Genomic DNA, 12,003 nt, shown 5'->3' on the forward strand with positions numbered 1-12,003 from the left:
ATACCGGGCGTCGCCCGGCTACCCCTCCATGTCTATTCGCTCCGCGGCGCGTCGAACAGGGCACTGACGGACTCACCGTTGTGAATGCGACGCACGGCCTCGGCGAGCGCGGGCGCGATGGACAGGATCCGCAGCTTCTCCGTGCGCTCCTCCTCGGGCACCGGCACGGTGTTGGTGCAGACGATCTCCAGAACGTCCGGCTGCTCCCCGATCCGCTTGAGCGCGCCCGCCGCGAACAGGCCGTGCGTACAGGCCACCCGGATCGAGCGCGGCTTCAACTCCCGCAGCCGGTCCAGGAGTTCGAGGACGGTGCTGCCCTTGGCGATCTCATCGTCCAGCACGATGACGTCCCGGTCGGTGACCTCGCCGATGACGGAGTTGATGCTGACCCGGTCGTCGGCGAAGCGCTGCTTGGCCCCCGCCGCCACCTGGGCGCCGATCAGCCGGGCGAACGCGGCCGCCTCCTTGGCGTTGCCGAGGTCCGGGGAGACGACAGTGGTGCGGGAGAGGTCGTACTGCTGGAAGTGCGCGGCCAGTTCGCGCAGCGCGTGCAGATGGTCGACCGGCACCGAGAAGAAGCCGTGGACCTGCGGTGAGTGCAGGGTCATGGCGAGCATACGGCCGGCCCCGGCCGCCACCATCAGGTCGGCGACGAGCCGGCCGCCCAGCGAGATGCGCGGGGCGTCCTTCTTGTCGGAGCGGGCGTAGGAGTAGTGCGGCATGACGACGGTGATCCGGCGGGCCGAGGCGCCGCGGGCCGCGTCGCACATCAGCAGCAGCTCGACGAGGTTCTCCTGGACCGGCTTGACCAGCGGCTGGACGAGGAAGACGTCCCGTTCCCGGCAGTTGGCCTGGAGCTGCACCTCCAGACAGTCGTTGGCGAACCGGCTGACCCGGGTGGGGCTCAGGGGTACGCCGAGGTGTGCGCAGACCTCCGCCGCCAGCTCGGGGTGGGCACTACCGCTGAACACGGCGATGTCTCGCACGATCCGCTCCTAGCATGATCACTTCGGGCTGCCGGGGCTCATGCTACTGACCTGGAAATTCGGTTGCGGCCCCGCACCCGGCACCCGCCATGATGGCGACGTCCGTGTTCCCTCACGTCAGGATCACCCGCATGCGCCGACTCCTCGGAATCCCTCAGCCCTTCCACAGGCCCACGGTTCTCGAGGACGCGACCCCGTATGCACACCCTGAACATCGGAATTCTGGCCCACGTCGACGCCGGTAAGACCAGCCTCACCGAGCGGCTGCTGTTCGACCACGGCACGATCGACCGGCTCGGCAGCGTCGACGCCGGTGACACCCGAACGGACGACGGCGCCATCGAGCGGCAGCGTGGCATCACCATCCGCTCCGCGGTCGCCGCGTTCACCGCCGGCGACACACGGATCAACCTCATCGACACCCCCGGGCACTCGGACTTCATCGCCGAGGTCGAACGCGCCCTGGAGGTCCTGGACGGGGCGGTCCTGGTGGTGTCCGCCGTGGAGGGCGTCCAGGCGCAGACCCGCGTCCTGATGCGCACCCTGCGCCGGCTGCGGCTGCCCACGCTCGTCTTCGTCAACAAGGTCGACCGGCCGGGGGCCCGCGCCGAGGCGTTGCTCGACGACATCCGCCGCAAGCTGACCCCGCATGTCGCGCCGCTCAGCGCGATCCAGGGGATCGGTACGCCGGACGCCCGCGTGACGTCTTTGCCCTACGGCGTCGAACTGGCCGAATCCCTGGCCGACGTCGACCCCGGTCTCCTCGCGGCGGTCGTCGACGGCCCCGCGCCCACGCCGGACGATCTGCACAAGGTCCTCGCCGACCGCACCGCCGACGGCTCCTTCCACCCCGTCCTCTTCGGCTCGGCCCTCGGCGGCCAGGGCGTGGCCGACCTGGTCGAGGGCGTGGTCCGGCTGATCCCGCCCGCACCGACGACCGGGGGCTCCGCCCCGCGCGGCACGGTGTTCGCGGTCCGGCCGGGACCCGGCGGCGAGCGCACGGCGTATCTCCGGCTGTACGACGGTGAGGTGACCAAGCGTCAGCGACTGACGTTTCTGCGGCGCGAGGCCGACGGCCGGACCACCGAGGTCTCCGGCCGGGTGACGCACCTCGACGTGATCGGCGGGGACGGTCCGCTCACCGCCGGGAACATCGCGGCGCTGACGGGCCTCGCGAACGTCCGCGTCGGCGACCGGCTCGGCGAACTCACCGAGCGTGCCCCGCACTTCGCGCCTCCGACCCTGGAGACCGAGGTCAGCGCCCGGCACCCGGAGCAGGCGGCCCGGCTGCGCTCCGCCCTCCTCACCCTCGCCGACCAGGATCCGCTGATCCACGCCCGCCCCACCGACACCGGCACCACCGCGCTGCTCCTGTACGGCGAGGTCCAGATGGAGGTGCTGGCGGCGACGCTGGCCCAGGACTTCGGTGTCCAGGCGGACTTCGAGCCGGGCCGGGTGCGGTTTCTGGAGCGGCCGCGGGGGGTCGGTGAGGCCTGCGAGGAGCAGCCGTGGCACGACGGCACCCGCCACTGGGCGACCATCGGGCTGCGGGTGGAGCCGGGAGAGCGCGGCTCCGGCGGGGTGTTCACGTACGAAACCGAGCTCGGCGCGCTCCCCCGGGCCTTCCACTCGGCCATCGAGGAGACGGTCCGCACGAGCATGCGGGCCGGGCTCTTCGGGGCGGCCGTGACGGACTACCGAGTGACCCTCATCCGGTCCGGCTTCGTCGCCCCCGTGAGCACGGCAGCGGACTTCCGCGGACTCACCCCGTACGTGCTGCGCCAGGCCTTGGAGCGGGCGCGGACCCGGCTGTACGAGCCGTATCACGCCTTCGAGGCGGAGGTCCCGCTCGACGCGCTCGCCCCGGTCACCTCCCAACTGGCCGCACTTGGCGCCGAGTTCACAGGGACCACGGGCGGGAGCGCGGCGTGGGTGATCACGGGCGAGCTCGCCGCCCGACGGGTGCGCGAGGCCGAGTTGCGGCTGCCGGGGCTGACGCACGGGGAGGGGGTGTGGTGGTCGCGTCCCTCCGGGGACCGCGAACTTCGGCCCCGGTAGGGCGCGTGGTCACCAGGACACCGGCAGATGCAGCGGGCTGCGCGTCATCTGCCCCACCCGCCACTCGATCGTCTCCGGTGTGAACTCGGCCCGCAGTCCCGGGAAGCGTGCGGCGAGGTGGTGCAGGGCGAGTTCGAGTTCCAGCCGGGCGAGCCAGGCACCGAGGCAGTGGTGGGGGCCGGCGCCGAAGGTGATGCTCGGGGCGGTCAGGGGTGCGGACAGATCGGGCGGGCCCGGCGGGAAGACGTCGGGGTCGCGGCCCGCGGCGTTGGTCTGGAGGGCGACCACACCGCCCGCGGGGATCAGCACCCCGCCGACCTCGACGTCCTCGACGGCACGCCGGATCAGCCCGGGCAGCACCTTCCCCTCGCTGAGGGGGACGGTGCGCAGTAGCTGTTCGGCCGCGACCGCCGCGGACTCCTCGTCGCGGGCGAGCAGGGGCCAGCCGTCCCGTCCGTCGGTGAGGAGGTAGACGACGGCGTTGCCGAGCGAGGTCATGGTGGTCTCATGTCCGGCCACGACCAGCCCGCAGACCAGGGTGATCAGCCGCCGTTCCTCGATCCCCAGTTCGTCGCCGGCCGCCACCAGACCGCTCACCAGGTCGTCGCCCGGTTCCTTGCGCCGCTCGGCGATCAGCCCGGCGGCGAACACGCCGAACTCCGTCATCGCCTCGACCACCTCACCCGCCTGGTGCGCGCCGCCGGACAGGGCGTGGTCGGCCCAGTGCCGGATCCGCTCGCGGTCCACGTGGTCCAGGCCCATCAGCCGGCAGATCACCGACACGGGCAGCGGCCGGGTGAACCCCTCGACGATGTCGGCCGGTTGTGGCTGTGCGGCGAGGTCGTCGAGGAGCGCGGCGACCACCGAGCCCACCCAGGGCCGCCAGCGGGCGATGGCCCGCGGGGTGAACGCCCGCTGGACGGTGCCGCGCAGCAGCTGGTGGGCGGGGCCGTCCTGGTTGAGCAGGCCGTTGGGGTCGTCCAGGAGATTCGGGACGACGAGCAGGGGCGGGGCGTTCGGGGCGTGCAGGGAGCTCCGGTCGAAGCGGGGGTCCATGAGCACCTGACGCACCTCGGCGTACCGGGTCACGAGCCATACGGGGGTGCCGGTGGCGAGGGTGCCGAGCCGGGGCGGCCCGTGCTCGGGGAGGCTGATGCGGTGCATGGGACAGAGCGGCCGGGATGTGCTGTCTGGACTCATCCGGTTCTCCAGAAGCGCCGGTTGGGAAGGCTTTCCACGCTAGTGCGCCGTCCGTGCCTCCGTCAGCGGTGGCAATCGGCCAACGCTGCGGTCTGACAAGGGTTTTGGAGGGCATTCGAACAGCAGGAAGGAGGGCCGTCGCATGACGACTCCCATCAGGCGCATGTCCAAGCGCATGCCGGGCTGGGCGAAGTTGGTGAGCGCCGTCGTACTGGTGCTCATCGTGTTCTTCGCCGGTATCCGGCTGAGCGTGCTCCCGGGCCTCAAGGACCTGTTCGGCACCGAGACCAAGGACCGCTCGGGTCCCGCACTCCTCCAGTCCATCCAGGACCTCAGCCGCTACGACGCCGCCTCCGGCAACTTCCAGGTCGTCGTGGACCTGGAGAAGGACGCCAAGTACCTGCCCGACGCGATCCGCGGCAGCCGCACCCTGTATGTGGGGGCGGGCACCGTCGACGCGTATGTCGACCTCGGCAAGGTGGCCAAGAACGACGTGACGGTCAACGAGGACCGCACGTCCGCCACGCTGCACCTGCCGCACGCGCAGCTCGGCAAGCCCGCCCTGGACGCCGACCGCTCCTACGCGGTGTCCAAGCAGCGGGGCCTCCTCGACCGGCTGGGCGACCTGTTCTCGGACAATCCGAACGGTGAACAGGCCGTGCAGAAGCTCGCGGTGAAGCACATCGGTGACGCGGCCAAGGAGAGCGGGCTGACCAAACGGGCCGAGACCAACACCACCGACATGCTCGAAGGCCTGCTGCGCTCCCTCGGCTTCAAGGAGGTGCGCGTGTCGTTCGGGACCTGAGCGTCTCGTCCGCGAACCGACCCCGGACCCGGCTTCGTGCCCGGCGTGGGCCACCACGCCGGGCACGAAGGAACCGCGGGTGCTCCCGGTCCGCCGGGGGCGTGACCGCATTGTCGGCTCGATCGCGGGTAATCGCCTTACGACGCAGGGAAGTTGAAGACTGGAGGACCGCATGGCCCGTACAGCCTTACGTCCGCGATCCGCGTTCCGCCTGCGCACCGGCAAGGCGGCGCAGAGCGAACCCGGGACCGCCAGGACGGAGTCCGCCAAGTCCGAGACCACCCCCAAACCGAGGCGCAGTCCCCTGGCCTTCCTGCGCCGGCTGGTGGCGATGGTTGCCGCGTTCGCGTTCATGGTGGCGTTCGCCGTCGTGCTGGCGCGGCTCACGCTGGAGCCCTCGCCCGCGTCGGAGGCGCTGACCCACACCAATCTGCGCCCGGGCCGCTCGCTGCGGGCCTATCTCGATCAGCCGGAACTGCGGGACGCCGCCAAGCAGATCGGCGGCAACCTGCTGCTCGGCGTCCCCTTCGGCGTCCTGGTCCCCGTGCTCGCCCCGCGGACCCGGGGGGTCCTGCGGGTGCTCCTGCTGACGGCGGTCGTGATGCTGCTGGTGGAGTTCGCCCAGGGCGCGATGATCACCGGTCGGGCCTTCGACATCGACGACGTCATCCTCAACACCACCGGGGCGCTGATCGGCTACGTCCTGCTGGGGCGGCGGCTGAGCCGGGCGGTGCACCGCTGACGTCAGCGAACGGACAACTGGACGATGGCCGCCGTACCCACCACGACGATGAGTCCGCGCAGGACCGCCGGGTGGAGACGGCGGCCCGCCGCCGCTCCGGCCTGTCCGCCCACGGCGGAACCGACCGCGAGCAGGGCGACGGCCGTCCAGTCGAAGTCGGCGACGGCCAGGAAGAAGAGCGCGGCGACGGTGTTGACGACGGCGACGAGGACGTTCTTGACGGCGTTGAGGCGCTGGAGGCCGTCGTCGAGGCGCAGTCCCATCAGGGAGACGTAGATGATCCCCTGGGCGGCGGCGAAGTAGCCGCCGTAGACGCTGGCCAGCGTCAGTGCGACGATCAGCGGCGGGCCGCCGTCGGCGGGCACGGAGCGGCCCTCGCGGGTACGGCGTTCACGCAGCCGTCGGCCGATCAGGGGCTGGAGGACGACCAGCACCAGCGCGAGGCCCACCAGGGCCGGCACGATCCGCTCGAACGCGGAGGCCGGCAGGGCGAGCAGGAGCGTGGCACCCGTCAGGCCGCCCACCAGGGCACCCGCGCTCCACTTGAGGATGCGTCGGCGCTGGCCGGCGAGTTCCCGTCGGTACCCGACGGCCGCGCTGATCGAACCGGGGATCAGGCCGAGCGCGTTGGAGACCGCGGCCGTGACCGGCGGCAGGCCGACGGCCAGCAGCACCGGGAAGCTGATCAGCGTCCCGGACCCGACGGCGGCGTTGACGGCGCCGGCGCCCAGGCCCGCGGCGAGGACGGCGAGCAGCTCTCCGGGATCTTCCATGAGGGGAGCCTAGAAACCGAACGCTTCGGCGCGGACCGAAACGTCCCGCCCACCCTCGGTCCTAGTGCAGGTGCCAGGTGAACTTGTCTCCGCCCACCCAGCGCACCACGTCCGGGTCGTCGAGGTCGTGGACCGTGATGCCCCACGCGGCGGCGGCCTCCAGGACGTCGGTGACGGCTTTCGCCTCACCGACCACCTCTCCGTCGATCTCCACGATCCGGAACGGCGGTGTACCGGGCTGCACCCCGAGCACCAGGATTCGCGGATTGGAGATGTACGGGCTCGCGATTTCGGTCATGCAATAGAGCGTAGAGCGCATTTCGCAAGAGGGACATGAGAGGGCAAAGGCATCCTTCCGTCCGCCGTGCGAGGCCCGTACGGCTGGGGAACCCTGGAGGAGGAGGTGGCGATGGACCCCGTCGAGGCACTGGACCGGATCGCCTTCCTGCTGGAGCGGTCCCTGGCGCCGACGTACCGTGTGCGCGCCTTCCGTACGGCTGCCCGGGTGCTGGCGGCACTGCCCGAGGGGGAGGTGCGCGAGCGGGCGGAGGCCGGGACGCTGGAGTCGCTCAAGGGGGTCGGGCCGAAGACGGCGAACGTGGTGCGTGAGGCGCTCGCCGGTCAGGTGCCGGGCTATCTGGACAAGCTGGAGGGCGAGGCGCCCGCCGGGCCGGCCGCGGAGGGCGGACAGCGGCTGCGGGCGCTGCTGCGGGGCGACTGCCATGTGCACTCCGACTGGTCGGACGGCGGCAGCCCCATCGAGGAGATGGGCCGGACGGCGGCGGAGCTCGGGCACGAGTGGGCGGTGCTCACCGACCACTCCCCGCGGCTGACCGTGGCCCGCGGGCTGTCCCCGGAGCGGCTGCGGGAGCAGCTGGACGTGGTGGCGGAGCTGAACGCGACCTGGGCGCCCTTCCGGCTGCTCACCGGCATCGAGTGCGACATCCTCGACGACGGTTCGCTCGACCAGGAGGAGGAGCTGCTCGGGCGGCTCGACGTCGTGGTCGTGTCCGTGCACTCCAAGCTGCGCATGGACCCCCGCTCGATGACCCGCCGCATGGTGGCCGCCGTACGCAATCCGCACGCGGACGTCCTCGGGCACTGCACCGGACGGCTGATCACCGGGAAGGGGCGGCCGGAGTCGGAGTTCGACGCCGAGGAGGTGTTCGCCGCGTGCGCCGAGTCGGGCACGGCCGTGGAGATCAACAGCCGGCCCGAGCGGCTCGATCCGCCCCGGCGGCTGCTGCGGCGGGCCGTGGCGGCGGGCGTGCTGTTCTCCGTGGACACCGACGCGCACGCGCCCGGCCAGCTGGACTGGCAGATCCTCGGCTGCGCCCGGGCCGAGGAGTGCCAGGTGCCCGACGAGCGCGTGGTCACCACCTGGTCCCTGGAGGAGCTGCTGGCCTGGACCCGGGAAGGCCGTGTGCCCGCCGGAGTGACCGGTCCCTGACGTGGTACTCGTGCGTTGCGCTGTGCTGTGTGTGCGAGGAGGACGGGCCTATGGAACGCGCGGCCGTGTTCGACGTCGACGGAACCCTGGTCGACACCAACCATCTCCATGTGGCGACCTGGTGGGAGGCGTTCCGCCAAGCGGGTCACCACGTGCCGATGCACGCCATCCACCGGGCGGTGGGCCTCGGCTCCGAGGACCTCGTCGCCCGTCTGATCGGCGAGGACCGGGCCGAGCGGGAGGCGGACGGGCTGAGCTCCGCCCACAAGGCCCTCTACGGCCAGTACTTCGACCGGCTGCCCGCACTGCGCGACGCGGGGCGGCTGCTGCGCCGCCTGGACCACGAGGGCTGGTCGGTGGTGCTGGCGACCTCGGCGGGCGGTGCGGAACTGTCCGCGCTGCGCCGTGCGATCGGCGCCGACGACGTGATCACCGCCACCGCGAGCGCCGACGACGTCACCGAGGGCAAGCCCGCGCCGGAGCCGGTGGAACACGCCCTGGAACTGGCGGGCGTACCGCCCGAACGCGCGGTGTTCGTCGGCGACACCGTGTGGGACATGAAGGCGGGCAGTCGCGCCGGGGTGCGCTGTGTGGGCGTGCTGTGCGGCGGCATCCCGCGCGCGGACCTGGTGGAGGCGGGCGCGGCGGCGATCTACGACGACCCCGCCCAGCTGCTCGCGTCCCTCTCGGAGAGCCCGTTCGCCAGGGTGCCGTCCGAGCGGTGACGCAGATCACGCCATAACGCGACAGGCCGGGGAACACCCAGGGGTGGTTGCCCGTTGAACGACACGTGGGTGTGGATGGGACAGTGTCCCCGGGCCTCACCTTTTGCCCACAGGGACGATCGTTCGGCTGAAGCCCTGTGGAGCCTTTCGCCGAGAGGCGACCGCCATCCGCGCCCACACCCAGGCCGCCCCGACCGTGATTCCCCCGTCCGGTCGGGGCTTTCCTTTGTCCGGGCTCCGCCGCGGAGAGTTCCGCTTGACTTCGAGAGCACTCCAATTCGTAGCGTTCCCGGCATGAGCACTGCACAGCACAAGATCGGATCGGGCTTCGACGCCCGCAGCACCGCCGACGACGTCCTCGCCGGCCTCGACCTCACCGGCAGGCTCGCGGTCGTCACCGGCGGCTACTCGGGGCTCGGCCTGGAGACCACGCGCGCGCTCACCAAGGCGGGCGCCCGGGTCGTCGTACCGGCCCGCCGGCCCGCGGTCGCCCAGGAGGCGGTGGCGGGCATCGACGGCGTCGAGGTGGACGAGCTGGACCTCGGCGACCTGGACAGCGTGCGCGGCTTCGCCGAGCGGTTCCTCGCCTCGGGCCGCCGTATCGACTTCATGATCGACAATGCCGGGATCATGGCCTGTCCGGAGACCCGGGTCGGCCCCGGCTGGGAGGCGCAGTTCGCCACCAACCACCTCGGTCACTTCGCGCTGGTCAACCGGCTGTGGCCGGCGATCGAGAGCGGTGGCGCCCGGGTGGTGTCGGTGTCCTCGCGAGGCCATCACTTCTCCGGCATGCGCTGGGACGACGTCCACTGGCAGCGCGGCGACTACGACAAGTGGCAGGCGTACGGCCAGGCCAAGACCGCGAACGTCCTGTTCGCCGTCCACCTGGACCGGCTCGGCCAGGAGCACGGCGTCCGGGCCTTCTCGCTGCACCCCGGCGGCATCATGACACCCCTTCAGCGGCACCTGCCCAAGGAGGAGATGATCGCGAACGGCTGGATCGACGAGAACGGCAACCCGATCCCCCAGGTCGGCTTCAAGACCCCGGAGGAGGGCGCGGCCACCCAGGTGTGGGCCGCGACCTCGCCCCAGCTCGACGGACTCGGCGGTGTGTACCTGGAGGACTGCGACATCGCCGAGCCCGCCCCGGCCGACGGCGAGCGCAGCGGGGTCAAGGACTGGGCGGTCGACCCGGAGCAGGCAGCCCGCCTGTGGGAGCTGTCGGCGGAACTGACCGGCGTGAACGCGTTCCGCGCCTGAGCCGAGCGCTGCCCGGCCCGGCAGCAGACGCCCCGCTCGCGACGTCGATCGCGGTGCTCACCGTCAGTCGTCGTCCTCCTCCCCCGCGGCCGCGGGGTCGACGTCCTCACCGACGATGTACGTCTCCTTGACCTTCACGTCGGAGACCCCGCGGCCCTCCGGGAAGACCCGTCGCCAGTCGCCGATGACGTGCAACTCGTCGGTGCCCATTGCGCGGACCACCATGAGGCCCTCCTCGTGGGCCTTGTAGGCCTTCATCCAGAGGTTGGCGAAGGCCTGGGAGCGGATGAGGTGCATCCAGTCGGGGCGGTAGAGCTCCCGGTTGTAGTTCGACTCGCCCATGGTGGAGACGAACTTGGAGTACATCGCCTTCACGTACTCCAGCGTCACCTCGTCGTTCTCGGCGATCGCCCGGTCCCGGGCGTCCTTCAGCGCGACCCGGAACTTCTCCAGGAGGCTCTCGGTCGCGCCCGAGGTGAACGACTCGTGGATCTCCGGCGGTTCGCACAGGCCGTACTTCGGACCCGACAGGCGCAGCAGCAGACGCAGGGTCGGTTCGGTGACCCAGAGGGGGCCTGGCTCGTCGCGGTTGCCGATCGGGTTGGGCAGATGGGCGTCGTGGTCCCACGCGGAAGGGGTGATCAGATGGACGCCGGCCCGCCGGCGGTCGTGGTCGAAGCCGGTGGAGTGCTCCAACTGGCCGATCGGCAGATGGGTCTTGAGCGCCGACAGATAGGCGCCGTTGATGTCGAGGGCGGTCACCTCGTGGGCGCCGGAGGGGAGTTCGGTCCGCGCCCACTTGGGGCGGGCCTCCCAGATCCGGTCGGCGCCACGGGCGGACTGCTTGCGCAGGATGTCCGGGATCCACGGGTGCGCCACGACGTCGTAACGACCGCCCTTGCGGGTCTGGTCCAGCAGCGCCATGGCGTCCGGGATGGCCCGCTTGACCAGGGCCGCGGTCGCCGCCTCCAGATCGCCGCTGTGCTTCTCCAGGGCGGCCGCCACCGCGGCACCGATCAGGTCGGGCTCCTGCGAGGCGGTCTGCATACGCCGTCCGACGGGGACGACCCGGACCGACTCGGCGGCGCGCTCACGCCGTGCGGGGGCCGGCTTGCGGCGCTCGGCCGGGGCGGGTTCCTCACGCCGGGGAGGAGCGACCGGGGCCGCCTCCGGCTCCGCGGGCGCCGCCGTACCGCAGTCGGCGGGGTCCAGATGCTGGGGGAAGCCGGCGACCTGGTGCCGGGCGGGCATACCGCACAGGACGCACGGCTGGGGGGCCGAGAGCGCCTCGACCTCGTCCGCCTCACCCGTGTCACCGGTCCCGTCCGAGGACGCGTCGGCGTCGTCGGCGTCCGTCTCCGGCTCTACGACGGGTTCGGCGGCCGCCTCTTTTGTCCGCGCCGCCAGTTTGGCCTGCGCCCCCTCCAGGAAGTACGCGTACTTCTCGCGCACGTCCCCGCTCGGGTCCCGCCCGGCCTCCCAGCCGCCGACGGTGGACGGGCTGACGCCGAGCGCCTGGGCCACCTGGGCACGGGAGAGGTTGAGGCTCTCCCGCAGCTCGCGCCGCACCTCGGCCGGGGGCAGCGGCACCTCCTGGCGGGCGGCGGCCAGCAGCGCGTCGATCGCCTCGAAGTCCGTCATGGGGTCACCGCCGTCGGCCCCGAGGCCCGGCGCCGCCGCACGGGCAGCGTCTCGCAGGCCCGGGTCGGTCCGGCGAGCAGATCGAGCACATCGATGCCGAAGTGCGCGGCGAGCGCGTCGCAGTCGGCCAGGCTCCAGGCGGCGCTGCCGGACTGACGGCGGCTCACCTGCGCCTGGCTCACCCCGAGCGCGACGGCGACCTCCGCCTGCGACTCACCTGTCGCGTGCATCAGCGCGGCGACCGAAGACCTCACACGTTCTCCCAAGGACAGTCCCACCCCGCCAACCCTACCCGGCCCCATGCGTCAACCGTATGAACCATGCTGAGGGCGCAAGACTGCGTTGCATCCTCGCCGCCCGGGT

The 12,003-nt window shown here is 71.9% G+C and carries 12 protein-coding genes; 6 read left to right on the plus strand and 6 right to left on the minus strand.

Going from position 1 to position 12,003, the window contains the following annotated elements:
- Positions 1-32 precede the first annotated feature (32 nt).
- Positions 33-986, minus strand: a complete 954-nt coding sequence (locus tag ACFY0U_RS22470; protein ID WP_388638456.1) for a ribose-phosphate diphosphokinase — start codon at positions 984-986, stop codon at positions 33-35.
- A gap of 198 nt (positions 987-1,184) precedes the next feature.
- Between ACFY0U_RS22470 and otr(A) the strand changes: the two genes are divergently transcribed.
- A complete protein-coding gene (gene otr(A) / locus ACFY0U_RS22475) occupies positions 1,185-3,044 on the plus strand; it encodes a tetracycline resistance ribosomal protection protein Otr(A) (protein ID WP_388638458.1) in 1,860 nt (619 codons plus the stop codon).
- 9 nt (positions 3,045-3,053) lie between these two features.
- Here the strand turns inward: otr(A) and ACFY0U_RS22480 are convergent, their stop codons facing one another.
- A complete protein-coding gene (locus tag ACFY0U_RS22480) occupies positions 3,054-4,244 on the minus strand; it encodes a cytochrome P450 (RefSeq protein WP_388638460.1) in 1,191 nt (396 codons plus the stop codon).
- 142 nt (positions 4,245-4,386) lie between these two features.
- On the opposite strand from ACFY0U_RS22480, the gene ACFY0U_RS22485 reads away from it, so the two are divergent.
- Positions 4,387-5,049, plus strand: a complete 663-nt coding sequence (locus tag ACFY0U_RS22485; protein ID WP_388638462.1) for a DUF4230 domain-containing protein — start codon at positions 4,387-4,389, stop codon at positions 5,047-5,049.
- 172 nt (positions 5,050-5,221) lie between these two features.
- Positions 5,222-5,791 (plus strand): VanZ family protein, encoded by a 570-nt coding sequence (locus tag ACFY0U_RS22490; protein WP_388638464.1) that lies wholly within the window; start codon positions 5,222-5,224, stop codon positions 5,789-5,791.
- Between the two features lie 2 nt (positions 5,792-5,793).
- Here the strand turns inward: ACFY0U_RS22490 and ACFY0U_RS22495 are convergent, their stop codons facing one another.
- Both ACFY0U_RS22495 and ACFY0U_RS22500 read right to left on the minus strand, forming a co-directional pair.
- On the minus strand, positions 5,794-6,564 hold the full coding sequence (locus tag ACFY0U_RS22495) for a sulfite exporter TauE/SafE family protein (protein ID WP_388638465.1): 771 nt from the start codon (positions 6,562-6,564) through the stop codon (positions 5,794-5,796).
- Between the two features lie 61 nt (positions 6,565-6,625).
- A complete protein-coding gene (locus ACFY0U_RS22500) occupies positions 6,626-6,862 on the minus strand; it encodes a hypothetical protein (RefSeq protein WP_388638467.1) in 237 nt (78 codons plus the stop codon).
- A 111-nt stretch (positions 6,863-6,973) separates the two neighbouring features.
- Between ACFY0U_RS22500 and ACFY0U_RS22505 the strand changes: the two genes are divergently transcribed.
- The 3 genes from ACFY0U_RS22505 to ACFY0U_RS22515 all read left to right on the plus strand — a co-directional run bounded on the left by ACFY0U_RS22505 (position 6,974) and on the right by ACFY0U_RS22515 (position 9,999).
- Positions 6,974-8,014 (plus strand): PHP domain-containing protein, encoded by a 1,041-nt coding sequence (locus ACFY0U_RS22505; RefSeq protein WP_388638980.1) that lies wholly within the window; start codon positions 6,974-6,976, stop codon positions 8,012-8,014.
- Between the two features lie 50 nt (positions 8,015-8,064).
- The gene (locus tag ACFY0U_RS22510) at positions 8,065-8,739 is read left to right on the plus strand and encodes an HAD family hydrolase (RefSeq protein ID WP_388638469.1); all 675 of its coding nucleotides are present in this window, start codon (positions 8,065-8,067) and stop codon (positions 8,737-8,739) included.
- Positions 8,740-9,033: 294 nt separating this feature from the next.
- Entirely contained in the window at positions 9,034-9,999 is a 966-nt protein-coding gene (locus tag ACFY0U_RS22515; protein WP_388638470.1) for an SDR family NAD(P)-dependent oxidoreductase, read from the plus strand.
- Between the two features lie 63 nt (positions 10,000-10,062).
- On the opposite strand, the gene ACFY0U_RS22520 is transcribed toward ACFY0U_RS22515, so the two are convergent.
- Together ACFY0U_RS22520 and ACFY0U_RS22525 are read right to left on the minus strand one after the other, a co-directional pair.
- On the minus strand, positions 10,063-11,640 hold the full coding sequence (locus ACFY0U_RS22520; protein WP_388638472.1) for a helix-turn-helix domain-containing protein: 1,578 nt from the start codon (positions 11,638-11,640) through the stop codon (positions 10,063-10,065).
- The gene (locus ACFY0U_RS22525; protein ID WP_388638474.1) at positions 11,637-11,942 is read right to left on the minus strand and encodes a helix-turn-helix domain-containing protein; all 306 of its coding nucleotides are present in this window, start codon (positions 11,940-11,942) and stop codon (positions 11,637-11,639) included. The genes ACFY0U_RS22520 and ACFY0U_RS22525 overlap by 4 nt, the downstream gene beginning before the upstream one ends.
- Positions 11,943-12,003: the final 61 nt, after the last annotated feature.

Source organism: Streptomyces sp. NPDC001536, from assembly GCF_042894505.1.
Lineage (GTDB): Bacteria > Actinomycetota > Actinomycetes > Streptomycetales > Streptomycetaceae > Streptomyces.